The sequence below is a fragment of the Thalassococcus profundi genome, from assembly GCF_003344785.1.
Taxonomy (GTDB): domain Bacteria; phylum Pseudomonadota; class Alphaproteobacteria; order Rhodobacterales; family Rhodobacteraceae; genus Puniceibacterium; species Puniceibacterium profundi.
In genome coordinates, this window is sequence record NZ_QPMK01000004.1 from 197,313 (window position 1) to 222,190 (window position 24,878).

Genomic DNA, 24,878 nt, shown 5'->3' on the forward strand with positions numbered 1-24,878 from the left:
ATTGGACGAGGAGGTGTTCCGATGAAGATGAGCGATTCCCGCGAGATCAAGGCAGCCCCCGAGGTCGTCTGGGCCGCCATTCTCGACCCGGAGGTGCTCAAGGCCTGCGTGCCGGGATGTACAGAGATGACCGGCAGCCCGGAAGACGGGTTCGAGGCGACGGTGGTGCAGAAGGTCGGACCGGTGAAGGCGACCTTCAAGGGGCAGGTGACGATCTCGGACATGAACGAACCGAACTCGCTGACGCTCTCGGGCGAGGGCAAGGGCGGTGCTGCCGGTTTCGCCAAGGGCGGCGCGGACGTGAAGCTCGAACCGACCGACGCGGGCACGATGCTGCATTACGACGTCGAGGCCAAGGTCGGCGGCAAGCTGGCGCAGCTGGGCAGCCGCATCATCGACGGGTTCGCCAAGAACATGGCCGACAAGTTTTTCCAGAATTTCCAGGAGGCCGTCGAAGGCCCCGCCGATCCCGACGCGGCCCCCGAGGCCGAGGCGGACGGCAAGAAGAAAGGCTGGTTCAAGAGGATGGTGTCGAACTGACGCCCGGCGGACCGCGTGCTGCGGCCGTCTGAAAGATCACACAATTTCCACGGGAGGATCACATGGCAAAGGTAACGATGACGGTGAACGGGAAATCCGTCAGCCGCGACGTGGAGGGACGCACGCTTCTGGTGCAGTTCCTGCGAGAAAAACTCAACCTGACCGGCACTCATGTCGGCTGCGACACCAGCCAGTGCGGCGCCTGCGTCGTGCATGTGAACGGCGAGGCGGTGAAGAGCTGCACCATGTTCGCCGCCGAGGCCGAGGGCGCCGAGGTCACCACCATCGAGGCGGTCGAGAACGACGACGGATCGCTGTCGGTCGTGCAGCAGGCGTTCCAGGACCACCACGGGCTTCAGTGCGGTTTCTGCACGCCCGGAATGGTGATGACCGCCACCGCCTTGCTCAAGGAAAACCCCAAGCCTTCCGAGGCCGAGATCCGCGATCATCTCGAGGGCAACATCTGCCGCTGCACCGGCTACCACAACATCGTCAAGGCGATCATGGCCGCATCGGGCCAGGACGTGAGCAGCGTAGCCGCCGAATGAGCCACGCGCGGCGGCGGGGCGGGTGCCCCCGTGCCGCGGAACGAAGCGTAGGGTGGGTTTCCAACCCACCATCCCCAGGGAGGACCTAAAATGCCCAAAGACAATGGCATCGGGGCCAGCACGAAGCGGCGCGAAGACGTCCGCTTTCTGACCGGTCACGGCAAGTATACCGACGACATCAACGTTCTGCACCAGACCTACGTGCATTTCCTGCGCTCGGACGTGGCGCATGGCAAGATCACCAGCATCGACACCGCCGAGGCGGCCAAGATGCCGGGCGTGGTGCGCATCTTCACCGGAGCGGATTTCGAAGGCGTGGGCGGTCTGCCCTGTGGCTGGCAGGTCACCGACCGTCACGGCGAGCCGATGAAGGAGCCGCCGCATCCGGTGCTGGCGCAGGGCAAGGTGCGCCATGTGGGCGAGCCCATCGCCGCCGTCGTCGCCGACACACTGGCCGAGGCCCGCGATGCCGCCGAGGCGATCATGGTCGAGATCGAGGACCTGCCCGCCGCCGTGGACATGAAGGCCGCCCTCAAGGACGGCGCGCCCAAGGTGCATGACGAGCTGTCGGACAACCTCTGCTACGACTGGGGCTTCGTCGAGGAGAACAAGGGTGCGGTGGAGGAGGCGATCAAGAACGCCGCCCACGTGACCACGCTGGAACTGGTGAACAACCGGCTTGTCGCCAACCCGATGGAGCCGCGCGTCGCCCTCGGCGACTACAACCGCTCCGACGACATGTCGACGCTCTACACCACCAGTCAGAACCCGCATGTGATCCGTCTGCTGATGGGCGCCTTCGTCCTCGGCATCCCCGAGCACAAGCTGCGCGTCGTGGCCCCGGACGTGGGCGGCGGTTTCGGCACCAAGATCTTCCACTACGCCGAAGAGGCGTTCTGCACCTTCGCCGCGCGCCAGATCAAGCGCCCGGTCAAGTGGACCTCGACCCGGTCCGAGGCCTTCATGTCCGACGCCCATGGCCGCGACCACGTGACCAAGATCGAACTGGCGCTCGACAAGGACAACAACTTCACCGCGATCCGCACGGAAACCTACGCCAACATGGGCGCGTATCTGTCGACCTTCGCACCGTCGGTGCCGACCTGGCTGCACGGCACGCTGATGGCGGGCAACTACAAGACGCCCAACATCTACGTGAACGTGAAGGCGGTGTTCACCAACACCGTGCCGGTCGATGCCTACCGCGGCGCGGGACGCCCCGAGGCGACCTTCCAGCTCGAGCGCGTGATCGACAAGGCGGCGCGCGAACTGGGTGTCGATCCCATCGCGCTGCGCAAGCAGAACTTCATCACCGAGTTCCCCTATGCCACCCCGGTGGCGGTGGAATATGACACCGGCGACTACATGGCGACCATGGCCAAGCTCGAAGAAATCGCCGACGTCAAGGGCTTCGCCGCCCGCCGCGCGGAAAGCGAGAAGAACGGCAAGCTGCGCGGCCTTGGCATCAACTGCTACATCGAGGCCTGCGGCATCGCGCCGTCGAACCTGGTGGGGCAGCTCGGGGCGCGTGCCGGTCTCTACGAATCCGCCACCGTTCGGGTCAACGCCACCGGCACGATCTCGGTGATGACCGGCAGCCACAGCCACGGGCAGGGGCATGAAACCGCCTTTCCGCAGGTTGTGGCCGAGATGCTGGGCATCGACGAGAGCATGATCGACATCGTGCACGGCGACACCGCCAACACGCCGATGGGCATGGGCACCTACGGGTCGCGTTCGATTGCCGTGGGCGGGTCGGCCATGGTCCGCGCCACCGAGAAGATCATCAACAAGGCCAAGAAGATCGCGGCCCACCTGATGGAAGCCTCTGAGGCGGATATCGAACTCAAGGACGGCGCCTTCAGCGTCGCGGGCACGGACAAGTCCGTGGCCTGGGGCGACGTGACGCTGGCGGCCTACGTGCCGCACAACTACCCGCTCGAGGATATCGAGCCGGGGCTGGAGGAGACGGCGTTCTACGATCCCAGCAACTTCACCTATCCGTCCGGCGCCTATTGCTGCGAGGTCGAGGTCGATCCCGAGACCGGCAAGGTGACGGTGGAGCGGTTCGCGGCCGCCGACGATTTCGGCAACATCATCAACCCGATGATCGTGTCGGGCCAGGTTCACGGCGGTATCGCCCAGGGCATCGGCCAGGCGCTGCTGGAAAACTGCGCCTATGACGAGAACGGCCAGCTGCTGTCGGCCTCCTACATGGATTACGCCATGCCGCGCGCCGACGACGTGCCGTTCTACCAGGTCGACCATTCCTGCCAGACGCCCTGTACCCACAACCCGCTCGGGGTGAAGGGCTGCGGCGAGGCCGGCGCCATCGGATCGCCCCCCGCTGTGATCAACGCGGTGGTGGACGCGCTGCAGTCGGGCGGCCACAAGGTGACCCATATCGACATGCCGGCGACGCCATCGCGCGTCTGGGCAGCGATGCAAGGGTGAACGGACGGCGGGACCGGGGGCGCTGCCCCCGGACCCCCGAGGGTTATTGAGAACCAGAGAAGCCCATGAGGTCGGGCATGGTTCAAGGAGGACGAAAAAATGTATGCATTTGACGTGGAACGGCCCACATCGGTGGCCGATGCGGTCGCCGCCCTGGGCAAGGAAGAGGCGCAGGCGCTCGGCGGGGGGCAGACCCTGATCCCGACACTCAAGCAGCGCCTGGCGATGCCATCGGTCCTGGTCAGCCTCACGGGCATCGCCGAGATCCAGGGCGTCTGCAAGGATGACGACGGGCGGGTGTGCATCGGCGGCGGCACCAAACATGCCGTGGTGGCGAAAGAGGCGGCGGCGCATTATCCGGCGCTGGCGGAGCTTGCCAGCCATATCGGCGACCCGGCAGTGCGCAACCGCGGCACCATCGGCGGCAGCCTGGCCAATAACGATCCCTCGGCCTGTTATCCGGCGGCGGCGCTTGGATCGGGCGCGACCATCGTGACCAACACCCGCGAGATCGCCGCCGACGACTATTTCCAGGGTATGTTCACCACAGCGCTGGACGAGGGCGAGATCATCACCGAGGTCAAGTTCCCGGTTCCGGAAAAGGCCAAGTACATGAAGTTCGAACAGCCCGCCTCGCGCTTTGCGCTGGTGGGGGTCTTCGTCGCGAAATACGCCGACGGCGTGCGGGTCGCGGTGACCGGTGCCTCCAACGACGGCGTGTTCCGCTGGAGCGAGGCCGAGGCGGCGCTGTCCAAGGACTTTTCGGCTGGCGCGCTTGACGGCCTGTCGGTGCCGGGCGACGGCATGATCTCGGACCTGCACGGCAGCGGCGACTACCGCGCGCATCTGGTGGCGGTGATGACCAAGCGGGCGGTTGCCGCCGCGCACTGATCCCACGCGCTTACTGATCCATCGAAAACCCCCGGTCACGCGACCGGGGGTTTTTCTTTGCCGCGAATCGCGGTGCCTTGTTTTCGCCGCGGAACCGCTGCTGTCGGTTTCCCCAAAGGAAACGGTGTCTCGGATCGCCTGCGGATTTCACCGTGAGCCGCGGTCAAAGACCGCCAAATCAGTCAGAAATGAGCGGAAAATTTGGCTCGATCCGGGTCGGGCCGCATAGTGCCCGAATGGATCCCTGGGGGCGGGAGATCACGCGTAACCATCATCAGGAGGTCAGTTATGGGATATCGTTTTTTCAGCTCGAAATATAAGAGCCACGATCGCAATCGCGGCAGCGGCAGCGGCGGCACCAAGGGGTCCGGGACCGGCGGCGGCATGAAGGCCAGCAGCTCGAAGTCGTACCACAACGGCGGGGTCGAGGGAAAATCCTTCAGCAACTGGTACAGCAGCCGTCTCGAAAAGTATTACGAGAAGCTCGAGACCCTGCGTCACGAGCACGACAAGTTCGGCGGCACCAAAGGCTCCGGCGGCACCAAGGGGTCGGGCGGCACCAAGGGGTCGGGCGGCACCAAAGGCTCCGGCGGCACCAAGGGGTCCGGTGGCACGAAAGGCACCAAGGGCTCGGGCGGCACCAAGGGGTCGCATTGGGGCAAGTGGTTCGGGACCAAGGGTTCGGGCGGTACCAAAGGCACTAAGGGCACCAAGGGCTCCGGTGGGACCAAGGGCTCCGGCGGCACCAAGGGCTCCGGCGGCACCAAGGGCTCTGGCGGCACCAAAGGCTCCGGCGGCACCAAAGGCTCCGGCGGCACCAAGGGCTCTGGTGGCACCAAGGGCTCTGGTGGCACCAAGGGCTCCGGCGGGACCAAGGGTTCCGGTGGGACCAAAGGCTCCGGCGGGACCAAGGGTTCCGGTGGGACCAAAGGCTCCGGCGGGACCAAGGGTTCCGGCGGGACCAAGGGCTCCGGCTCGGGCGGCACCAAGGGATCGCGCTGGAGCAAGTGGTTCGGCAGCAAAGGTTCCGGCGGTACCAAGGGCTCCGGCTCGGGTGGTAGCAAGGGCTCCGGTTCGGGCGGCACCAAGGGCTCCGGGTCCGGCGGCACCAARGGATCGCGCTGGAGCAAGTGGTTCGGCAGCAAAGGCTCCGGCGGCACCAAGGGCTCCGGCTCGGGTGGTAGCAAGGGCTCCGGTTCGGGCGGCACCAAGGGTTCCGGGTCCGGCGGCACCAAGGGCTCGGGCTCGGGTGGTACGAAGGGCAGCGGTTCCGGCGGCACCAAAGGCTCGGACGGCGCTCCGTGCCCCGGTGGCACCAAGACCGTGCTTGACCTGAGCGATGAGGGCGACCTGCGCATCATCAATCAGGCGGTCGATCCGGCCACGGGCAAGCTGTCCGGTACGGTGGAATTCCTCGACAGTGACGGCGCATCCGTCGGCTGGGGACATTTCAACGATGTGGACGAGATCATGCTGCCGGCAGCCGATCCCGAGAAGGGCATCGACGGTCTGCGGGATGACGAACTCACCGTCGAGGTCGAGGCCCCCTATGCCCACGGCGAAGGCAAGCCCGACAAGATCGACCTCAGCCAGTACCTGCAGGAAACCAGCGTCTGCGAAAGTGACGATACGCCCGAGGACGACACGACCGAGGACGATCCGATGATGCACGTGGCCTGATCGGCATATAGAAAAACGAAAGACCCGGAGGCGCCGCCTTCGGGTCTTTTGCTGTGCGGGGCGGGGCGGACTGGTAGGCCCGGCAGGACTTGAACCCGCAACCAAAGCGTTATGAGCGCTCTGCTCTAACCAATTGAGCTACAGGCCCGCCGACTGGCTGCATACCATCCGCGCCGCACGGGTCAAGCCCGAAGCATCGGGCGACCGCGGGCCGCCTTCGCGCTTTCCTTCATTTCCGCCATGCGCTATGCCGCGACCAGATCAGACGGAGAGCGCGATGACCGGCGAGACCCCGAAACAGAGCGGCATCACCTATGCGGATGCGGGCGTGGATATCGACGCGGGCAACGCCCTTGTCGAACGCATCAAGCCCGCCGCGAAGCGCACCGACCGGCCCGGCGTGATGGCGGGTCTGGGCGGCTTCGGCGCGCTCTTCGACCTCAAGGCCGCCGGCTACACCGACCCGGTGCTGGTGGCCGCGACCGACGGCGTGGGCACCAAGCTGCGCATCGCCATCGACACAGGCCATGTCGGCGGCGTCGGCGTCGACCTCGTTGCCATGTGCGTGAACGACCTGGTCTGCCAAGGGGCGGAGCCATTGTTTTTCCTCGACTATTTCGCCACCGGCAAGCTCGAGACCGAGATCGCGGCGCAGGTGATCGAAGGCATCGCCGAGGGCTGTCAGCTGTCGGGTTGCGCATTGATCGGCGGCGAGACGGCCGAGATGCCGGGCATGTACGAAGCGGGCGACTTCGACCTTGCCGGTTTTGCCGTGGGCGCAATGGAACGCGGCGGCGCGCTGCCCGAGGGCGTGGCATCCGGCGACGTGCTGCTGGGGCTGGGGTCGAACGGCGTGCATTCCAACGGCTATAGCCTCGTGCGCAAGCTGGTCGAGGTCTCGGGTCTGGGCTGGGACGCGGGCTGCCCCTGGGACGAGGGCACGCTGGGGGCGGCGCTGCTGACGCCGACGCGGCTCTACGTCCGACAGGCTCTGGAGGCGGTGCGCGCGGGCGGGGTTCATGCGCTGGCGCATATCACCGGCGGCGGCCTGACCGAGAACCTGCCGCGCGTCCTGCCCGAGGGCTGCGGCGCCGAGGTCTTCCTCGATGCCTGGGAACTGCCGCCGGTGTTCCAGTGGCTCGCCCAGACCGGCGGCATGGCCGAGGCGGAACTGCTCAAGACCTTCAATTGCGGCATCGGCATGATCCTCGTGGTCTCCGCCGACCGCGCGGGCGCGCTTGCCGACCTGCTGACCCGGGCCGGTGAAGAGGTACACGCCCTGGGCCGGGTCGTGGACCGCCCCGGCATGCACTACTCCGGGACGCTGATGTGACCAGACGCGTGGCGATCCTGCTGTCGGGTGGGGGGTCGAACATGGTCGCCCTCGCGCGCAGCATGACCGGCGACCATCCGGCGCGGCCGGTGCTGGTGATGGCCAACAGCGCCGATGCGGGCGGGCTGGAGAAGGCCGCCGCCATGGGGATCGAGACGGGTTTCGTCGATCACCGCCCGTTTGCCGGGGACCGGGGCGCCTTCGAGGAGGCGTTGCACGAACGCCTGAGCCAGGCGGCGCCCGACATCCTGTGTCTGGCGGGGTTCATGCGGGTCCTGACCGAAGGTTTCGTCGCCCGTTGGCAGGGCCGGATGCTGAACATCCACCCGTCGCTCCTGCCCAAGTATCGCGGGTTGCACACCCATGCACGGGCGCTGGAGGCCGGCGATGCCGAACACGGCTGCACCGTGCACGAGGTGACGCCGGCGTTGGACGACGGCCCGATCCTGGGGCAGGCGCGGGTGCCGGTGCAGCCCGGCGACACGCCCGAAGGCCTGGCTGCGCGGGTGCTGGAGATGGAGCATCGCCTCTACCCGGCGGTGCTGCGCCGGTTCGCCGCCGGACGCCGCGAACCGGTGCTTCTGCCGTAGGACTCAGCGTGCCAGCGTCGCGCTGTTGCCGTGCCAGTCGAGTGTCGCCTCGGGTTGTGCCGGGGCTGTCAGGGCGGCCCCGCCGATCACCACCAGCAGGAACGCGGCGGTGGCGAGGGCCGGCAGAAGCGACAGGTCGGGTCGGGGGCGGGCGCCGACGAAAGTGTCGAGGGTCGTCATGGTGTGTCTCCGTATGACTGTGATGTCCTCCAGATAGGCGCGTCACCGGCATTATGGAAATGAATGTTTGATCCGACTTCCATCACGTTAAGTGATGGCCGGACCTGTCGCGCGAGCCATCAGCGCAGCCGCCCGACGACGAGGCGGAGACGCCTGCACGCTTTGCTTTCGGCGCGGAATGCGGTTAGGTGGCAGAACCCTACAACCCGGCGCCGGAGCCTGCATGAAAACGATCACCACGACGGACGCGCTTGCCTCTTTCTGCGCAGAGGCCGCAACCCACCCCTATGTCACCGTCGACACGGAATTCCTGCGCGAACGGACCTATTATTCGAAACTCTGTCTCGTGCAGTTGGCCATGCCCGGCACCACCGACGACACGGCGGTGCTGGTCGATCCGCTGGCCGACGGTCTTTCGCTGGCACCGCTGATGGACCTCTTCCGCGACGAAAGTGTGGTCAAGGTGTTCCACGCCGCACGCCAGGATCTCGAGATCTTCTACGTCGATCACGGCGTGATCCCGCAGCCGATGTTCGACACGCAGGTGGCGGCGATGGTCTGCGGTTTCGGCGAACAGGTGGGCTACGAGACGCTTGTGAAACGCATCGCCAAGTCCGGGCTCGACAAGTCCTCGCGCTTTACCGACTGGTCGCGGCGACCGCTGTCGGATGCGCAGAAAACCTATGCGCTGGCGGACGTGACGCATCTGCGCCAGATCTACGAATTCCTGGCGGAAAAGCTCGAACAGACCGGGCGGCATCGCTGGGTGGCCGAAGAGGTGGCGCTGCTCACCAACCCCGAAACCTACATCACCCGGCCCGAAGAGGCTTGGAAGCGCATCAAGACGCGGTCGTCGAGCCCGCGCTTTTTGGCCATCGTGCGCGAGTTGGCGAACTTCCGCGAACGCTATGCGCAGGACCGCAACATCCCGCGCAGCCGGGTCTACAAGGACGATGCGCTGGTCGAACTGGCCTCGACCAAGCCGCAGAACCACGACGACCTGGGACGCTCGCGGCTCCTGCTGCGCGAGGCGCGCAAGGGCGACATCGCCGACGGCATTCTGGCGGCAGTCAAGACCGGCCTGAACCTGCCCAAGGAGGACCTGCCGCAGGTCGACACCAGCCGCGACAAACTGCAGGTGAACCCGGCGCTGGCGGACCTTTTGCGCGTGCTCTTGAAGGCCAAGACCGAAAGCGCCGGTGTCGCGTCGAAGCTGATCGCACCCGCGGCCGACCTCGACGCCATCGCCGCTGGCTTGCGGGACGTGGATGCGCTGCGCGGATGGCGGCGCGAGGTGTTCGGAGAGGATGCGCTGAAGCTTTGCGAAGGCCGCATTGCGCTGGCCGCGAAGGGCAAGGACGTGGCGGTGATCGAGCTCTGAGCGGCGCTCAGCGCCGCGAGGCCAGCGCGTTCTCGCGGCCCGCCACCCGGATGGTGCTGATCCCGGCAAGGTCCTGATCGGTCAGGTAGACCGCCGCGGTCACCAGACGTGCCAGCGGACCGGTGCTGCGCGGTCCGGGTGTCTGAAAGGCGCGCAGCGTATAGGCCAGCGTGCCGTTGCCGCTGGCGGCTTCGTCCAGTGTCATCCGCACGTCGAACGGGCCGACGACATCGGACTGCCCGGTGGCCCGGATGATCGCGCCGCCCGTCCGGCGTTCGATCAGCAGCTCTGTGACCTCCGCGATAGGGGGCGCGGTGTATTCGACCGGCGTATTGTCGGTGCGCAGGCCCAGCGGATTGTGGCGCCGCGCAGGAATGAGAGGGTTGACCGTCCCGCTCTGGACCGTCTGGACGGCGACCGGCTCGCTGCGGCCGAACCAGTTGAACGGGTTGATCCGCGACTCGCGCACGGCCCCGCAACTGGTCAGCACCGTGGCCGAAATCAGAAGGATCGATAGGGATTTGACCATGACACGCCGCCTCTTGCCTGACCCTTTCCGGTTATCGCATTGCGGCGCGGTTGAAAAGCATCAAGGCGGGGGTGGACCTTTTTCCGGGTCCCACTTACCTGATGTGGAAAGGGAAAAGGGACTGGACATGGCGCAGGAAGCCTTCGAGGACGTGGTTGCGGATTTCGAATTCCTGGAGGATTGGGAAGACCGCTACCGGCTGGTGATCGAGATGGGCAAGGCGATGGAGCCGCTGCCCGAGGCCTTGCGCGTCCCCGCCACCAAGGTCGAGGGCTGCGCGAGCCAGGTCTGGCTGCATCCCGAGATTTCGGACGGCGTCTACCATTTCCGCGGCGACAGCGATGCCATGATCGTGCGCGGCCTGATCGCGGTGCTGCACAGGCTCTATGACGGTGTGCCGGTCGCCGAGGTCGGCAAGGTCGACGCCCGCACCGAGCTGGGGCGGCTTGGCCTGCACGATCACCTGTCGGCGCAGCGCTCGAACGGGTTGCGCGCGATGATCGAGCGAATCCGCGCGCAGGCCGCGGCGGCCTGACATGCCGCGAAGACCCGCCAGCGCCAGGCGATCAAGGCCCTTGCCGGACCGGTGATTCCGGCGGCATTCGTTGCGTTCCTTTGATCAAGGGGGCTCTGCCCCCGTCGCGGCACGCCGCGACTCCCCCGAGGGGTATTGATAACCGGAGAAGATCAGGGCGCGGTCCACCTCCTGCCACGGAGGGCAGGAGGCTTCTCCGGTTGCGGTCATCGACGCCTCCGCCTGTACCGCCCGGTCAGACTGGCGTGAAAGGGTTAAGAAACCCTTGCTTCTCTGGTTCAAAATAACCCTTCGGGGGGAGGCACGCAGTGCCCGGGGGGCAGACAGCCCCCCGTCCGCCGTCTCAGATATTCCCGCTGCCGGTAAAGCGCGCAGCATCCGCAGCCGCGCGTCGGATGGCGTTGGACTTGTGCACGGTTTCCTGGAATTCCGCCTCGGGATCGCTGTCGTAGACCACGCCGCCGCCGGCCTGGATGTAAAGCTTGGCGTCCTTCACGATGGCCGTGCGCAGGGCGATGCACATGTCCATGTCGCCGCCCGCCGAGAAATAGCCGACGCCGCCGCCGTAGATGCCGCGCTTTTCCGGCTCGAGCTCGTCGATGATCTGCATGGCGCGGACCTTGGGCGCGCCGCTCACCGTGCCTGCGGGCAGCCCCGCCAGCAGGGCCGAGAGCGCGTCCTGATCCTCGGCCAGTTCGCCCACCACATTCGACACGATGTGCATGACGTGGCTGTAGCGTTCGATGATGAATTTTTCCGTGGGCCGCACCGTGCCGATCTTGCTCACCCGGCCGGTGTCGTTGCGCCCGAGGTCCAGCAGCATCAGGTGTTCCGCGAGTTCCTTCCGGTCGGCCAGCAGCTCGGCCTCGAGCGCGTCGTCCTCTTCCGGCGTGGCGCCACGCGGCCGGGTGCCGGCGATGGGACGGATCGTGACCTCTCGGTCGAAGACCCGCACGAGGATCTCGGGGCTGGCGCCGATCACCTGGAAGCCGCCGAAGTTGAAGTAGAACATGAAGGGCGACGGGTTGGTGCGCCGCAGCGAACGGTAGAGCGCGAAGGGCGGCAGGGCGAAATCCTGCGTCCAGCGCTGCGACGGCACGACCTGGAAGATGTCGCCGCGGCGGATGTAGTCCTTGGCGGTTTCGACCGCCGCGCGGTAGGCCTCGGGCGTGAAGTTCGACACCGGCGGGCCCGCCTCCTGCGCCTCACCCATTTCGCGGCTCGCCTGCGGCAGCGCGCGTTCGAGGTCGCGCACCGCGTCCATCACCCGTTCCGCGGCCTGGGCATAGGCGGCGCGGGCCGAGAGCCCGTCGTTGACCCAAGCCGGCGACACCACCGTGACCTCGCCCTTGACCCCGTCGAGCACCGCCACCACCGAGGGCCGGATCATCATCGCGTCCGGCAGGCCCAGCGGATCGGGGTTCACATCGGGCAGGTGCTCCACCAGGCGGATCATGTCGTAGCCAAGGTAGCCGAAGAGCCCCGCTGCCGCCTTTGGCAGATCCGCGGGCAGATCGATGCGCGACTCGGCGATCAGGCTGCGCAGCGCCGAAAGCGGATCGCCGGGCATGTCCTCGAAGGCGTCGGGATCGAACCGGGCCTGGCGGTTCAGGCGGCTGGTGTCGCCATGGCACTGCCACACCAGGTCGGGTTTCATGCCGATGATCGAATAGCGCCCGCGCACCTCGCCGCCCGTCACCGATTCCAGCACGAACGCGTCCTTGGCGGCCCCCGTCAGTTTCAGCATCAGCGACACCGGGGTGTCGAGGTCGGCGGCCAGGCGCGAATAGACCACCTGGTTTTCCCCGGCCTCGTAGGCGCGGGCGAAGGCGTCGAAGGCGGGGGTCAGGGCCATGGCGCTACTGCAGCTGCGTGTGCACGGCGTTGCGCGCGCTCTGGTCGATGCTGACACCGACGCGGGACTGGATGTCGGCGCTGAGCGCTCGGAAGAGATCGTTGGCGAGATCGCCCGCCGCCTGGTCGCGCAGCAACTGCGCCAGCTGCGCATTGCCCTCGGCCTCGGGATCGGCGGGTGTGATCGCATCGAGCCGCACGAGCGCCACCGAGCCCATCAGCGGCACGACGGCGGCCTCACCCTCGGCCGCGATGTCGAAGACCGCCGGCAGCAGGCCCGGCGGCAGGTCCTGGATGTTGGCGGTGCGGGTCAGGTTCTCGTCGCTGCGCGGCTCCAGCCCCAGCGCCTCGAAGGTCTGGCCGTCGCCCAGCTGCTGCACGAGGCCCTGCGCCTGCTCTTCGAGCGCTGCGGTCTTCTGCGCAGTCTCCCAGCCCTGGCGCACACGGTCGCGCACCTCGTCCAGCGGCGCCGGCGCGGGCGGGCGGACCTCGTCGACGCGCAGGGCGAAGACGCCGCCGTCTCCCAGCTCTTCCACGTCCGGAAAATCCTCGGGCGTGGCCGCGGCAGCCGCCTCGCGAAACGCCTCGTAGGCGGCGATGCCGTCCTCGCTGCCCCCGGTCCAGTCGATCTGGCCCAGGTCCATCTCGGTCTCTTCGGCCAGGTCCTCGAGGGTCGCACCGCCGGCCATCAGGTCGTCGAATCCCTGCGCCTGGGTTTCGATCACCCGGCGCGCCCGGTCCAGCGCCAAAGTGTTGCGCAGCTGCGGCTCGGCCTCTTCGAAGGGCGTGGTCTGCGCGGCCAGCACCCCGTTCACGCGGTAGAGCGCCGGTCCGAGGTCCGAGGGCAGGGGGCCGACCACAGCGCCGGTCTCGGCGGCAAAAACCGGTTCTCCGGCGGCGCCGAGCGCGGGCTGCGTGACATCGCCCATGTCCACATCGGCCAGGCTCAGGCCGCGCACGGCGACGGTGGTCTCGAAGGTGGCGTCGCCGCTTTCGATCCGGTCCAGCGCCTCTTGCGCCGCGGCCTCGTCGGAGAAGACCAGCCGTTCGACCAGCCGCCGTTCGGGCAGGTTGAACTCGGCCGCGCGGGCCTCGTAGGCCTCGCGCAGGGCCTCTTCGTCGACCTCGACGGTGTCCACGATCATCTCGGGCGTCAGCCAGGCATAGGTGATCGCCCGGGTTTCGGGACGGGTATAGGCGTCGATATTCTCGTCGTAATAGGTCTGCAGGTCGGCTTCGGTCGGTTCGGGCACGCCGGTGTCGAGCGCGCCTTCCCCGAGGATCGACCAGGTAAAGCTGCGCTCTTCGCCGGCATAGGCGAGGATCGTGTTCACATAGGTCTCGGGCAGGGTGTTTCCGGCCAGAACCGCGCCCTGCAACAGGGTGCGGGCGGATTCGCCGCGCAGATCCTCTTCGAATTCCGATTCCGAGAGGCCGTTGTTCTGCAGGGCAAAGCGGTAGGCCTCGCGGTCGAAGCTGCCGTCGGGCCCCTGGAAGGCCCCGATCTGCTGCACCTGCCGCGCCAGTTCCGCGTCCCCGATGGAGAGGCCCATGCGTTCGGCCTCTTCGTCCAGCGCCGCGGCGGTCACCAGCTGCGCCAGCGCGCGCTGGTCGAGCCCCTGGGCCACGGCCTGTGACACGGTGAGCGGATTGCCGGTTTCGGCCTGCTGGGCACGGATCTCGTTCTGCAAGGTGCGGGCGTAGCGGTCGACGCCGATGCTGCGGTCGCCCACGGTGCCGATGCTGCGCAGGGTGCCCGACAGGTTCGTGGCGCCGAACCCCGCCAGACCCAGGATCAGCAGGCCCATGAGAATCCATACGAAGGTCTTGGAAAGACTGCGCGCCTTGAATGCCATCTGCCGCTGATCCCCTGGGCTGGTGCGAATTGCACCCGTGTCTACGCTGGGCGGTCGGGGCTCGCAAGGGGCCAGTCGAGCGCGGCGAGCCGGTCGAAAAGCGCGCCGATCCCGGTGCGGTCGACATTGGCAAAGGCGATGCGGAACTGCCGCGCGCCGCGGTCGTCGCCGGCGGGCATGAACATGGTGCCGGGCAGGGCGAGCACGCCCGCCTCGCGCACCAGCCTCGGCGCCAGATCGGCGGCGCTGTCGGCAAAGGGGTGCTGGAGATAGGCGAAATAGGCGCCGACGCCCAGCAGCCGCCAGCCCTGCGCCTCGAGTTTCGGCATGTTTTCCGCGATCGCGGCGCGGCGGTCGAGGATTTCCGCCCGTTCACCCGCCAGCCATGGCCCGAGGTTCTGCAGGCCCCAGAGGGCTGCACGCTGGCCCAGCTGCGGCGCACAGATCGCGACCGTGTCGAGGAACTTCTCGATCTCGGCCAGCAACGGCGCTTCGGCGATGACGGCGCCGACGCGGTGGCCGGTGAGGCGGTAGGCCTTGGAAAAGCTGTAGAGCTGAATCAGCGGCGCGCCGACCCCGTCCCGCAGCAGGTCGTGCGGCGGGGCGGCGCGGCTGTCGAAATCGCGGTAGGTCTCGTCGACGATCAGCCGCAGGCCGGTCTCGGCGGCGAGGTCGGCAAAGGCGCGCAGCGTCGCGGCGGGATATTCGACGCCGCCGGGATTGTTGGGGGTGACGAGGGCGATGGCGCGGGTGCGCGGGGTGACGAGCGCGCGCGCCGCCGCGGCGTCGGGCAACAGGTCCGGCCCGGTGGACAGCGGCACGGCCCGCACGCCCGCCATGTCGAGCCACATCTTGTGATTGAAGTACCAGGGCGTCGGCAGGATCACCTCGTCACCCTCGGTACACAGCGCGGTGATGACCGCGGCGAAGGCCTGGTTGCAGCCCGCGGTGATCGCGACCTCGTCCGCCGCGACCGCGCCGCCGTAATGCGCGCACCACTGCACCGCCAGCTCCGCCCGCAGTTCAGGCAGGCCCAGCACGGGCCCGTAAAGGTGCGTTTCCGTCAGCTCCAGCGCCTCCGCCATGGCGGCGCGCAGCGGCGCGGGCGGCGGATCCACCGGGGCCGCCTGGCTCACGTTTATGAGCGGCCGGTCGGCGGGGTGGCTCACGCCGTCGAGCCAGCGGCGCGCTTCCATGACGGGCGGGGCGAAGGTGCTCGCGGTGCGTGTGGTCATCGGGGTCTGCTCTTTCTCAACTGTCGGGATTGAGGGGCCAGCCCCTCAAACTCCCCGGAGGTTTCCCCGCGGGTTTTGCTGTGCAAAACTCGCGGTGCAAGATGAAGTTGGATCGAGACGCCCCCGCTTCATCTTGCCGATAAACTCCCGCCGGAGGCATCAAGTTCTTCTGGCGCGGCGCCGGTCATTCGTCGCCACGGTACGGTTTGACGTATTGCAGCGCCATGTCCCAGGGGAAGAAGATCCAGGTGTCCTGGCTGACTTCGGTGATGAAAGTGTCGACCTGCGGGCGGCCCTTGGGCTTGGCATAGACCGTGGCGATATGTGCGTTCGGCATATGCGCGCGCACCACTTCGAGCGTGCGGCCGGTGTCGACGAGGTCGTCGACGATCAGGACGCCGGTGCCGTCGCCCACCACCTCCATGTCGGGCGACTTGATCACCCTGGGTTCGGACTGGGTCTGGTGGTTGTAGGATTTCACCGAAATCGTGTCGACGGTGCGGATGTCGAGCTCGCGCGCGACAATCATCGCCGGCGCCATGCCGCCGCGGGTGATTGCGACCACCGCCTTCCAGGCGCCGTTCTCGGGTCCATGGCCCTGCAGCCGCCACGCCAGCGCTCGGGCGTCGCGGTGAAGCTGGTCCCAGCTGACGTGAAAGCCTTTTTCATGGGGCAGGAGATCGGTCATGGCATATCCTTTGCAGGGTCGGTCAGGTGAGCGCGATGCGCAGGCCGAACCCCGCGATCAGCAGCCCGAAGGCGCGGTCCAGCCAGGCCTTGGCGCGCAGGTAGAGCGCGCGGGCACGGGGCCGGGAAAAGGCGAAGGCGACGGCGATGTACCATAGCACCTCGTTGGCAAAGATCACCACGATCAGTGCCGCGCGCAGGGCCAGCGGCGTGTCTGCGGGCACCAGACCCACGAACACGGCGCCGAAGAAGACCGCGGTCTTGGGGTTGGTGGCAAAAGTCAGGAAGCCGAAGCGCATCGCGGAAAGCGCCGAGCGCGGGCCGCGTGTGGCGGTGTCGGGCAGGGGGCTGGTCGCGTGGCGCCAGAGCGTCCAGGCAATCCAGATCAGGAACAGCCCGCCGACGATCTTGAGCACGGCAAAGAGCGCCGGCACCAGTTCGAAAAGGAGCGCCAGACCGGCCATCGCCGCCAGCGCCCAGAGCGCCGCCCCCAGCCCGAATCCGAGCGACAGCGCGCAGGCGGTGCCGAAGCCGTCGGTGGCGGCGGTCCGCGCGGCGACGACGAAGGATGGCCCCGGGCTCATCGCCGCGGCGAGGTGGATCAACGCCACCGTGAGAAAGGCGCCAAGCGTCATCTAGCGCGCCACCAGAAGGCGCAGGCCGAGAAGGCCCAGAACGCCCGCCGCAATGCGGTCGAGCAGCGGCTTGGCGCGCGGGTAGGCGCCGCGCGCCCGTGCCGTGCCCAGGAGGATCGCGAAAGCAGTGTAGGCCATAACCTCGACCAGGAAATGATTGAGCACGATCAGCCCCTTGGCCGTGATCGACAGGTCGGGGGGAAAGATCACCAGCAGCACCGCAGAGGCGAAGAGCACGGATTTTGGATTGGCGAGGTTGACCAGCATGCCGGTCCGGAAGGCGCGCGCCGGGTCGATCCGGCGGGCGGGATCGGCCAGCGGCGCGCGGGCATCGCGCCAAAGGGTGTAGGCGATCCACAGAAGGTAGAGCGCACCGACGGTCTTGATGGCGAAATATGCGAACGGCACGAGCGCGAAGACCGCCTGCAGGCCCAGCAGCGCCGCGGCGGTCCAGCCGGCCGCGACCAGGGCCAGCCCCACGCCCGTGGCGATGCCCGCTCGCGGACCTGCCACCAGCGCCGTGCGCAGCGCCAGCAGAAGCGCAGGTCCTGGGCTCGCGAGGGCCACCAGCAGGGCGATGTTGAAGGCGAGAAGGGCGGCGAGGGTCATCGTGTCAGGCCTTGGTGATGTCGGGTGCGTCCACCGCCTTCATCCCGACGACGTGGTATCCGGCGTCCACATGGTGCGTCTCTCCGGTGACGCCGGAGCCCAAGTCCGACAGCAGGTAGAGCGCGGATTTGCCCACATCCTCGATGGTCACGTTGCGGCGCAGGGGCGAGTTGTATTCGTTCCACTTCATGATGTAGCGGAAATCGCCGATGCCGGAGGCGGCCAGCGTCTTGATCGGCCCGGCAGAGATCGCGTTGACGCGGATGTTGTCCTTGCCCAGATCCTCGGCGAGGTAGCGGACGGAGGCCTCGAGCGCCGCCTTGGCCACGCCCATGACGTTGTAATGCGGCATGATCCGTTCGGCGCCGTAATAGGTCATCGTCAAGGCCGAACCGCCGTTGGTCATCATCTTCTCGGCGCGCTGCATGACCGCGGTGAAGCTGTAGACCGAGATGTCCATGGTCATGGCGAAGTTGTCGCGGCTGGTATCGACGTAGCGGCCCCGCAATTCGCTCTTGTCGGAGAATCCGATGGCGTGCACGACGAAATCGAGGCTGTCCCAATGCTCGCCCAGGCTGGCGAAAAGCGTATCCACCGAGGCCATGTCGGCGACGTCGCAAGGCAGCACGATGTCCGAGCCAAGCTGTTCCGCCAGCGGGCCCACACGCTTTTTCAGCGCCTCGCCCTGGTAGGAGAATGCAAGCTCTGCACCGGCATCGGCGAGGGTCTTGGCGATCCCCCAGGCGATCGACTTGTCGTTCGCCAGGCCCATGATCAGGCCGCGCTTGCCCGCCATCAGTGTATTTGACATCCGTTCCCTCCAGCCGACATTAGGTTCCTGTCCTTTAGGCGAATGCCGGGACCCCATCAAGAGCACATGCCCGTCCGTGCGGGCGCATCCCAAGGCGAAAGGCCAGAGACATGAGCGACAGAACCGGTATCTTCGCGGGCAACGATCCTTTCGAGATCGCCCGCCGCTGGCTGGCAGAGGCGGAACGGTCAGAGATCAACGACCCCAATGCCATGGCGCTCGCCTCGGTCGATGCCGACGGATTGCCCAACGTGCGCATGGTGCTGCTGAAGGAGATCGAGCCGGCGGCCTTCGTCTTTTATACCAATTACGAAAGCGCCAAGGGCACTGAGATCGACGCCTCTGGAAAGGCGGCCTTCGTGATGCACTGGAAAAGCCTGCGTCGGCAGGTGCGGGTGCGTGGTGCGGTCACGCGCGAGGATGGGCCGCAGGCGGATGCCTATTACCGGTCGCGTTCGCTCAAGAGCCGGCTTGGCGCCTGGGCGTCGCGACAGTCGCGGCCGCTCGACAGCCGGACCAGCCTGATGGCCGAAGTGGCGAAGGTGACGACGCAGAAGGGGACGTCGCCGGACCGGCCGCCGTTCTGGGGCGGCTACCGCATCGCGCCGGTGGAAATCGAATTCTGGGCCGACGGCGATTTCCGCCTGCACGACCGGTTCGTCTGGCGGCGGCGGAACCCTGCCGAAGCGTGGTCGGTGACCCGTCTCAACCCCTGACATTCACGTCACGTGAAGTGTATCCTTTGCCGAAATATGGCGTAAATTGGAGTGAGAGGGGCTTGCAATGGACCTCCCTGTTGTCGCAAGACATATGTGGGGATACAATCAGTGGAAACACTTTTGACAGATGATGAAACAGAAGCGCGACGCGTTCTGGGGAAGGTCAAGTGGTTCGATCCGGTCAAGGGCTTCGGCTTTGTGATCTCGGACGACGGCGGGGCTGACATCCTCTTGCACGCCAACGTGCTGCGGAACTTCGGGCAAAGCTCCGTCGCGGACCAGGCCCGGATCGAAATCCGTGTGCAACAGACGGAACGCGGGGTTCAGGCGACCGAGGTTCTGCGAATCGAGCCGCCCGAAGGTGCCTCGAACCTTCCGCTGGCCGACTTCGAGGAAATCGATCCCGAGATTATGAACGCCGCACCTCTTGAACCTGCCCGGGTCAAATGGTTCGATAAGGCCAAGGGGTTCGGCTTTGCCAATGTGTTCGGCCGCAGCGAGGATGTGTTCGTGCATGTCGAGGTGCTGCGCCGGTCCGGTCTGGCCGACCTGCAACCTGGCGAAGCGCTGGCCATTCGGGTGATCGAGGGAAAGCGCGGTCGCATGGCCACCGAGGTGCACGCATGGGAATCCGCGCTGTCGCAAGACGACTGACCGCCGTTTTCGTTTTTCTGTTTCTGAGTACGGTCTCCGCCACCGCGGCCTGCAGCCCCGATACGCTGTTCCTGAGAGGCGATTTCGGCACGGCGCGGTTCAGCGTCGCCGTGGCCGACACCGGCCCGAAGCGCAGCCGCGGGTTGATGTTCGTCGAAAAGATGGCCCGGTCGCAGGGCATGCTCTTTGTCTACCCGCGACCGCAGAGCGTGGCCTTCTGGATGAAGAACACGCTCATTCCGCTGGACATGATCTTTGCCGACGCAAGCGGCGTTGTGCAGCGCGTGCATGCCAACGCGGTGCCTGGCGATCTGACCGGCATCCCCGGCGGCGACGGCATCCAGTACGTGCTCGAGATCAACGGCGGGTTGTCGGCGCAGCTGGGGATCGAGGCGGGGGCGCAGATGCAGCATCCGGCCATCGACCAGGCGCAGGCGGCCTGGCCCTGCGACTAGACATCTTTGGTCTTTCCAATCCGGGCCGCGGCGTCTAAACGAACGCTTGGATCGGGGCGTAGCGCAGCCTGGTAGCGCGACGGTTTTGGGTACCGTAGGTCGTAGGTTCGAATCCTATCGCCCCGACCATTTTTCCGCACAATGTGAGCCGTCGGAAAACCGCATGTCCTGCGCAGGGCGTCGCGCCGTCGCAGCCGCGTGTCTTCCCCATATCTAGTCTTCGGGCCGAGTCGTTTTCCTCCGTACAAACGCCTTCTCGCACCACATCATGTGGTGTCGGGGGCGAAATCTCCGCTTCATGTTGTGGCATTTCTGCGTTTGCGCCGATTTTTTCATCCCGCTCCAAGCCGGTGCAAGGCAGCTTCGATCAATCTCTCAACACCTGTGGATAACCGCCCGCCGCGGCACCGATTTCCAAGATTTCCTGCGGCCCTGGCCTGTGAGTGATTCAGGGAGGAATCACGGACAGTTTCACACGCAGGCGCAGGCGGGGTCTGGTCAAACGAAAAAGTTGCCGCGGGGGCCTTAAAATTTCGTTGACGGGCCGGGCGCAAATACGTCAGGTTGTGCGAGCCGGTCAGGAACATACTAGATATAGCGTCAGGCCGGCGGGGACAGACCTGAACACGACACGCCAATCATGAGCGGTTCGGCAGCGCAACAGCGCCGCCGGGGGCAGACTTGTCGCCAGAATTGGGCGCGCGCCGGTGCGGATCCGGGGCGCAGGGTAACGAAGCTGAGCAAAGCTGAAAAACACGGGGCAGCGACCATGAAAATCGAAAGAAACTTCACCACGGCAGGACAGGACGCCTACGCGAATATCGACTTCGTGAGCACCCGGTCGGAGATCCGCAATCCGGACGGGACGGTTGTCTTCAAGCTCGACAATGTCGAGGTGCCCGCCCGGTGGAGCCAGGTCGCAGGCGACGTGATCGCGCAGAAGTACTTCCGCAAGGCCGGTGTCCCGGTCGAGACCAAGCGCGTCCCCGAAGAGGGCGTACCGGAATTCCTGTGGCGCTCGGTGGCGGCGTCGAAAGACACCGAAACCACCGGCGAAACCTCGTCCAAGCAGGTCTTCGACCGGCTCGCCGGCGCCTGGGCCTACTGGGGCTGGAAGGGCGGCTATTTCACCACCGAGGAAGACGCCCGTGCCTATTTCGACGAGATGCGCCACATGCTGGCGACCCAGCGCGCCGCGCCCAACAGCCCGCAGTGGTTCAACACCGGCCTGCACTGGGCCTACGGCATCGACGGCCCGAGCCAGGGCCACTTCTACGTCGATTTCGAAACCGGCAAGCTGACCAAGTCCAAATCCGCCTACGAGCACCCGCAGCCGCATGCCTGCTTTATCCAGTCCGTCAAGGACGACCTGGTGGGCGACGGCGGCATCATGGACCTCTGGGTCCGCGAGGCGCGCCTGTTCAAGTACGGCTCGGGCACGGGCACCAACTTTTCATCGCTCCGCGCAGAGGGCGAGAAGCTGTCGGGCGGCGGCAAGTCGTCGGGCCTGATGGGTTTCCTGAAGATCGGCGACCGTGCCGCAGGGGCCATCAAGTCCGGCGGCACCACCCGCCGCGCCGCCAAGATGGTGATCTGCGACGCCGATCACCCGGATATCGAGGAGTTCATCAACTGGAAGGTCAAGGAAGAGCAGAAGGTTGCCAGCATCGTCGCGGGCTCCAAGATGCACGAGCAGAAGCTCAACGGCATCTTCGCCGCGATCCGCACCTGGGACGGCGCCGAAGAGGATGCCTATGACCCCAAGGCCAACGCCAGCCTCAAGCAGGCGATCCGCGAAGCCAAGAAGGTCCAGATCCCCGAAACCTACGTCAAGCGCGTGCTGGACTACGCCAAGCAGGGCTATGCCAGCATCGAATTCCCGACCTATGACACCGACTGGGATTCCGAGGCCTACGCAAGCGTTTCGGGCCAGAACTCCAACAACTCGATCCGGGTCACCGACGCCTTCCTCAAGGCGGTCAAGGACGATGCCGACTGGGAGCTGATCCGCCGCACCGACGGCAAGGTCGCCAAGGTCATCAAGGCGCGCAAGCTTTGGGAAGACGTGGGCCACGCCGCCTGGGCCTGTGCCGACCCGGGCATCCAGTTCCATGACACCGTCAACGACTGGCACACCTGCCCCGAAGACGGCGCGATCCGCGGCTCGAACCCGTGCTCGGAGTACATGTTCCTCGACGACACCGCCTGCAACCTGGCGTCGATGAATCTGCTGACCTTCCTTAAGGACGGCAAGTTCCAGGCCGAGGATTACATGCACGCCACGCGGCTCTGGACGCTGACGCTGGAAATCTCCGTGACCATGGCGCAGTTCCCGTCGAAAGAGATCGCTCAGCTGAGCTACGATTTCCGCACCCTGGGCTTGGGCTATGCGAACATCGGCGGCCTGCTGATGAACATGGGCTTTTCCTATGACAGCGACGAGGGCCGGGCGCTCTGCGGCGCGCTGACCGCGATCCTGACCGGCGTGTCCTATGCCACTTCCGCCGAAATCGCCGGAGAGCTTGGCGCCTTCTCGGGCTACGCGCGCAACAAGGCGCACATGCTTCGCGTCATCCGCAACCACCGCAACGCCGCCTACGGCGCGACCACGGGCTACGAGAAACTGGCGACCAAGCCGGTGCCGTTGGATCACGCCGGCTGCCCCGACGCGACGCTGGTCGAACTGGCGATGTCGTCCTGGGACGAGGCGCTGCGCCTCGGTGAAAAGCACGGCTACCGCAACGCGCAGGTCAGCGTGATCGCGCCCACCGGCACGATCGGCCTTGTAATGGACTGCGACACCACCGGGATCGAGCCCGACTTCGCCCTGGTGAAGTTCAAGAAGCTCGCCGGCGGCGGCTACTTCAAGATCATCAACCGCTCGGTGCCGGCCGCGCTGGAAAAGCTCGGCTATTCCTCCAGCCAGATCGAGGAAATCGTCAGCTACGCCGTCGGTCACGGCTCCATCGGCAACGCGCCGGGGATCAACCACACCTCGCTGATCGGCCACGGCTTCGGCCCCGCGCAGATCGAGAAGGTCGAAGCGGCGCTGGCCTCGGCCTTCGACATCCGCTTCGTCTTCAACCAGTGGACCCTGGGCGAGGAATTCTGCCGCGAGGTGCTGGGTATCCCGGCGGCCAAGCTGAACGATCCGACCTTCGACCTGCTCAAGCATCTGGGCTTCACCCGCGCGGACATCGACGCGGCCAACGACCACGTCTGCGGGACCATGACGCTCGAAGGCGCGCCGCACCTCAAGGTGCAGCACTACCCGATCTTCGATTGCGCCAACCCCTGCGGCAAGAAGGGCAAGCGCTACCTGGGTGTGAACAGCCACATCCACATGATGGCCGCGGCGCAGTCGTTCATCTCGGGCGCGATCTCGAAGACGATCAACATGCCCAACGACGCCACCATCGAGGATTGCCAGAAGGCCTATGAACTCAGCTGGTCGCTGGGGGTGAAGGCAAACGCGCTCTATCGCGACGGGTCCAAGCTGTCGCAGCCGCTCGCCGCGGCGCTGGTCGAAGATGACGACGAGGCGGCAGAGATCCTCGAATCGGGCTCGATCCAGGAAAAGGCTGCCGTGCTGGCCGAGAAGGTGGTCGAGAAGATCGTCATCAAGGAGGTGGAAAAGGCCACCGCCCGCGCGAAGATGCCCGAGCGCCGCAAGGGCTACACCCAGAAGGCCATCGTCGGCGGGCACAAGGTCTACCTGCGCACCGGCGAATATGCCGACGGCCAGCTGGGCGAGATCTTCATCGACATGCACAAGGAAGGGGCCGGCTTCCGCGCGATGATGAACAACTTCGCCATCGCCGTGTCCGTGGGTCTTCAGTACGGCGTGCCGCTCGAGGAATTCGTCGACGCCTTCACCTTCACCAAGTTCGAACCGGCGGGCATGGTGCAGGGCAACGACTCGATCAAGAACGCGACGTCGATCCTCGACTACATCTTCCGGGAATTGGCGGTGTCGTACCTCGACCGCACGGACCTTGCCCATGTCAAACCCGAAGGCGCCACGTTCGACGACCTGGGCCGCGGCGAGGAAGAGGGCGTGAGCAACGTCAAGGAGCTGTCGGATAGCGCTGCCTCCCGGTCGCTCGAAGTGCTCAAGCAGATCAGCTCCACCGGCTACCTGCGCAAGCGTGTGCCGCAGGAACTGGTGGTGCTGCAGGGCGGCCAGGCCACGGCATTCGCCACCCACGAGGACCCCTCGGCGGCGCTCAGCGCACTGATCCCCGACGCGGGCACGACGACGATGGTGGTCAACACCGCGAAGTCTTCGGGCGGCTCCGGCACCTCGGGCATGGCGATCAATGCCGCCACCAAGGCCAAGATGCAGGGCTACGAAGGCGACCCCTGCGGCGAATGCGGCAACTACACGCTGGTGCGCAACGGCACCTGCATGAAGTGCAACACCTGCGGCGGCACGTCGGGCTGTAGCTAAGCGAACCCGCACCCGGTGATGGGTGCGCAGGGGACCCGGCCGCGGGCCGACCGGGATCGGGTCCCCGACGAAAACGGACTGCGCTTTTGGGCAGATCGAGATCTAACGGGGCGTGACTCCGCAGAAAACGAGGTTTTCCGCTCTGTCACGCGCCACGAGAAATCCTTGATTTCTCATGGGGCAAGAGGCCGGTGCGCCGGTCTTGGACGCGGGTGAGGCCGCAGGCAGAACCAGACACGGGCGGTGTAAAAC

General features: G+C 66.3%; 22 protein-coding genes and 2 tRNA genes. 14 read left to right on the forward strand and 10 right to left on the reverse strand.

The window, feature by feature from the left end:
* Window positions 1–21 precede the first annotated feature (21 nt).
* The 5 genes from DU478_RS07975 (at window position 22) to DU478_RS07995 (ending at window position 6,113) form a co-directional block, all read left to right on the forward strand.
* Window positions 22–540: a CoxG family protein gene (locus tag DU478_RS07975; RefSeq protein ID WP_114510419.1), complete on the forward strand. Its 519-nt coding sequence runs from the start codon at window positions 22–24 to the stop codon at window positions 538–540.
* A 62-nt stretch (window positions 541–602) separates the two neighbouring features.
* Window positions 603–1,088 (forward strand): (2Fe-2S)-binding protein, encoded by a 486-nt coding sequence (locus DU478_RS07980; RefSeq protein ID WP_114510420.1) that lies wholly within the window; start codon window positions 603–605, stop codon window positions 1,086–1,088.
* Window positions 1,089–1,178: 90 nt separating this feature from the next.
* Entirely contained in the window at window positions 1,179–3,542 is a 2,364-nt protein-coding gene (locus DU478_RS07985) for a xanthine dehydrogenase family protein molybdopterin-binding subunit (RefSeq protein WP_114510421.1), read from the forward strand.
* A gap of 99 nt (window positions 3,543–3,641) precedes the next feature.
* Window positions 3,642–4,433 (forward strand): FAD binding domain-containing protein, encoded by a 792-nt coding sequence (locus DU478_RS07990; protein ID WP_114510422.1) that lies wholly within the window; start codon window positions 3,642–3,644, stop codon window positions 4,431–4,433.
* A gap of 288 nt (window positions 4,434–4,721) precedes the next feature.
* Window positions 4,722–6,113 carry a hypothetical protein gene (locus DU478_RS07995; protein ID WP_114510423.1) on the forward strand — a complete coding sequence of 464 codons (1,392 nt, stop codon included), beginning with the start codon at window positions 4,722–4,724 and terminating at the stop codon, window positions 6,111–6,113.
* A 71-nt stretch (window positions 6,114–6,184) separates the two neighbouring features.
* Here DU478_RS07995 and DU478_RS08000 read toward each other — a convergent pair.
* Window positions 6,185–6,261, reverse strand: a tRNA-Ile gene (locus DU478_RS08000).
* A gap of 129 nt (window positions 6,262–6,390) precedes the next feature.
* Between DU478_RS08000 and purM the strand changes: the two genes are divergently transcribed.
* Both purM and purN read left to right on the forward strand, forming a co-directional pair.
* The gene (gene purM / locus DU478_RS08005) at window positions 6,391–7,446 is read left to right on the forward strand and encodes a phosphoribosylformylglycinamidine cyclo-ligase (RefSeq protein ID WP_114510424.1); all 1,056 of its coding nucleotides are present in this window, start codon (window positions 6,391–6,393) and stop codon (window positions 7,444–7,446) included.
* Entirely contained in the window at window positions 7,443–8,036 is a 594-nt protein-coding gene (purN, locus tag DU478_RS08010; protein ID WP_114510425.1) for a phosphoribosylglycinamide formyltransferase, read from the forward strand. The genes purM and purN overlap by 4 nt, the downstream gene beginning before the upstream one ends.
* A gap of 3 nt (window positions 8,037–8,039) precedes the next feature.
* On the opposite strand, the gene DU478_RS22870 is transcribed toward purN, so the two are convergent.
* Window positions 8,040–8,216, reverse strand: a complete 177-nt coding sequence (locus DU478_RS22870) for a hypothetical protein (protein WP_158545758.1) — start codon at window positions 8,214–8,216, stop codon at window positions 8,040–8,042.
* A gap of 223 nt (window positions 8,217–8,439) precedes the next feature.
* Between DU478_RS22870 and rnd the strand changes: the two genes are divergently transcribed.
* Window positions 8,440–9,597, forward strand: a complete 1,158-nt coding sequence (gene rnd / locus DU478_RS08015) for a ribonuclease D (protein WP_114510426.1) — start codon at window positions 8,440–8,442, stop codon at window positions 9,595–9,597.
* Between the two features lie 7 nt (window positions 9,598–9,604).
* Here the strand turns inward: rnd and DU478_RS08020 are convergent, their stop codons facing one another.
* The gene (locus DU478_RS08020) at window positions 9,605–10,126 is read right to left on the reverse strand and encodes a hypothetical protein (RefSeq protein ID WP_114510427.1); all 522 of its coding nucleotides are present in this window, start codon (window positions 10,124–10,126) and stop codon (window positions 9,605–9,607) included.
* A gap of 127 nt (window positions 10,127–10,253) precedes the next feature.
* On the opposite strand from DU478_RS08020, the gene DU478_RS08025 reads away from it, so the two are divergent.
* Window positions 10,254–10,661, forward strand: coding sequence for a SufE family protein (locus DU478_RS08025; protein ID WP_114510428.1), 408 nt, complete (start codon window positions 10,254–10,256; stop codon window positions 10,659–10,661).
* A gap of 343 nt (window positions 10,662–11,004) precedes the next feature.
* On the opposite strand, the gene trpE is transcribed toward DU478_RS08025, so the two are convergent.
* The 7 genes from trpE to fabI all read right to left on the reverse strand — a co-directional run bounded on the left by trpE (window position 11,005) and on the right by fabI (window position 18,348).
* Window positions 11,005–12,516 (reverse strand): anthranilate synthase component I, encoded by a 1,512-nt coding sequence (trpE, locus tag DU478_RS08030; RefSeq protein WP_114510429.1) that lies wholly within the window; start codon window positions 12,514–12,516, stop codon window positions 11,005–11,007.
* A 4-nt stretch (window positions 12,517–12,520) separates the two neighbouring features.
* Window positions 12,521–14,371 (reverse strand): peptidylprolyl isomerase, encoded by a 1,851-nt coding sequence (locus DU478_RS08035; protein ID WP_114510430.1) that lies wholly within the window; start codon window positions 14,369–14,371, stop codon window positions 12,521–12,523.
* Window positions 14,372–14,412: 41 nt separating this feature from the next.
* On the reverse strand, window positions 14,413–15,606 hold the full coding sequence (locus DU478_RS08040) for an aminotransferase (RefSeq protein WP_114510431.1): 1,194 nt from the start codon (window positions 15,604–15,606) through the stop codon (window positions 14,413–14,415).
* 184 nt (window positions 15,607–15,790) lie between these two features.
* The gene (gene gpt, locus DU478_RS08045; protein ID WP_114510432.1) at window positions 15,791–16,294 is read right to left on the reverse strand and encodes a xanthine phosphoribosyltransferase; all 504 of its coding nucleotides are present in this window, start codon (window positions 16,292–16,294) and stop codon (window positions 15,791–15,793) included.
* A gap of 22 nt (window positions 16,295–16,316) precedes the next feature.
* On the reverse strand, window positions 16,317–16,928 hold the full coding sequence (locus DU478_RS08050; protein WP_114510433.1) for a LysE family translocator: 612 nt from the start codon (window positions 16,926–16,928) through the stop codon (window positions 16,317–16,319).
* On the reverse strand, window positions 16,929–17,537 hold the full coding sequence (locus DU478_RS08055) for a LysE family translocator (RefSeq protein WP_114510434.1): 609 nt from the start codon (window positions 17,535–17,537) through the stop codon (window positions 16,929–16,931).
* 4 nt (window positions 17,538–17,541) lie between these two features.
* On the reverse strand, window positions 17,542–18,348 hold the full coding sequence (gene fabI, locus DU478_RS08060; RefSeq protein WP_114510435.1) for an enoyl-ACP reductase FabI: 807 nt from the start codon (window positions 18,346–18,348) through the stop codon (window positions 17,542–17,544).
* A gap of 110 nt (window positions 18,349–18,458) precedes the next feature.
* On the opposite strand from fabI, the gene pdxH reads away from it, so the two are divergent.
* The 5 genes from pdxH (at window position 18,459) to DU478_RS08085 (ending at window position 24,626) form a co-directional block, all read left to right on the forward strand.
* The gene (pdxH, locus tag DU478_RS08065) at window positions 18,459–19,064 is read left to right on the forward strand and encodes a pyridoxamine 5'-phosphate oxidase (protein WP_114510436.1); all 606 of its coding nucleotides are present in this window, start codon (window positions 18,459–18,461) and stop codon (window positions 19,062–19,064) included.
* 123 nt (window positions 19,065–19,187) lie between these two features.
* Entirely contained in the window at window positions 19,188–19,721 is a 534-nt protein-coding gene (locus DU478_RS08070; protein WP_233501158.1) for a cold-shock protein, read from the forward strand.
* Window positions 19,691–20,176, forward strand: coding sequence for a DUF192 domain-containing protein (locus tag DU478_RS08075; RefSeq protein WP_114510438.1), 486 nt, complete (start codon window positions 19,691–19,693; stop codon window positions 20,174–20,176). Before DU478_RS08070 ends, DU478_RS08075 begins: the two co-directional genes overlap by 31 nt.
* A 52-nt stretch (window positions 20,177–20,228) precedes the next feature.
* Window positions 20,229–20,305, forward strand: a tRNA-Pro gene (locus DU478_RS08080).
* 640 nt (window positions 20,306–20,945) lie between these two features.
* Window positions 20,946–24,626, forward strand: coding sequence for a vitamin B12-dependent ribonucleotide reductase (locus DU478_RS08085; RefSeq protein ID WP_114510439.1), 3,681 nt, complete (start codon window positions 20,946–20,948; stop codon window positions 24,624–24,626).
* The last annotated feature ends 252 nt before the right edge of the window (window positions 24,627–24,878 follow it).

Bases quoted from the DNA above. Each gene is read 5' to 3' on its own strand.
- DU478_RS08025 (WP_114510428.1), top strand. From the start codon at position 10,254: ATGGCGCAGGAAGCCTTCGAGGACGTGGTTGCGGATTTCGAATTCCTG.
- DU478_RS07990 (WP_114510422.1), top strand. From the start codon at position 3,642: ATGTATGCATTTGACGTGGAACGGCCCACATCGGTGGCCGATGCGGTC.
- rnd (WP_114510426.1), top strand. From the start codon at position 8,440: ATGAAAACGATCACCACGACGGACGCGCTTGCCTCTTTCTGCGCAGAG.
- DU478_RS07985 (WP_114510421.1), top strand. From the start codon at position 1,179: ATGCCCAAAGACAATGGCATCGGGGCCAGCACGAAGCGGCGCGAAGAC.
- trpE (WP_114510429.1), bottom strand. From the start codon at position 12,516: ATGGCCCTGACCCCCGCCTTCGACGCCTTCGCCCGCGCCTACGAGGCC.
- gpt (WP_114510432.1), bottom strand. From the start codon at position 16,294: ATGACCGATCTCCTGCCCCATGAAAAAGGCTTTCACGTCAGCTGGGAC.
- DU478_RS07980 (WP_114510420.1), top strand. From the start codon at position 603: ATGGCAAAGGTAACGATGACGGTGAACGGGAAATCCGTCAGCCGCGAC.
- DU478_RS08020 (WP_114510427.1), bottom strand. From the start codon at position 10,126: ATGGTCAAATCCCTATCGATCCTTCTGATTTCGGCCACGGTGCTGACC.
- purM (WP_114510424.1), top strand. From the start codon at position 6,391: ATGACCGGCGAGACCCCGAAACAGAGCGGCATCACCTATGCGGATGCG.
- DU478_RS08085 (WP_114510439.1), top strand. From the start codon at position 20,946: ATGAAAATCGAAAGAAACTTCACCACGGCAGGACAGGACGCCTACGCG.
- DU478_RS08035 (WP_114510430.1), bottom strand. From the start codon at position 14,371: ATGGCATTCAAGGCGCGCAGTCTTTCCAAGACCTTCGTATGGATTCTC.
- DU478_RS08075 (WP_114510438.1), top strand. From the start codon at position 19,691: ATGGGAATCCGCGCTGTCGCAAGACGACTGACCGCCGTTTTCGTTTTT.
- fabI (WP_114510435.1), bottom strand. From the start codon at position 18,348: ATGTCAAATACACTGATGGCGGGCAAGCGCGGCCTGATCATGGGCCTG.
- DU478_RS08040 (WP_114510431.1), bottom strand. From the start codon at position 15,606: ATGACCACACGCACCGCGAGCACCTTCGCCCCGCCCGTCATGGAAGCG.
- DU478_RS08055 (WP_114510434.1), bottom strand. From the start codon at position 17,537: ATGACCCTCGCCGCCCTTCTCGCCTTCAACATCGCCCTGCTGGTGGCC.
- pdxH (WP_114510436.1), top strand. From the start codon at position 18,459: ATGAGCGACAGAACCGGTATCTTCGCGGGCAACGATCCTTTCGAGATC.
- DU478_RS08050 (WP_114510433.1), bottom strand. From the start codon at position 16,928: ATGACGCTTGGCGCCTTTCTCACGGTGGCGTTGATCCACCTCGCCGCG.
- DU478_RS07975 (WP_114510419.1), top strand. From the start codon at position 22: ATGAAGATGAGCGATTCCCGCGAGATCAAGGCAGCCCCCGAGGTCGTC.
- DU478_RS22870 (WP_158545758.1), bottom strand. From the start codon at position 8,216: ATGACGACCCTCGACACTTTCGTCGGCGCCCGCCCCCGACCCGACCTG.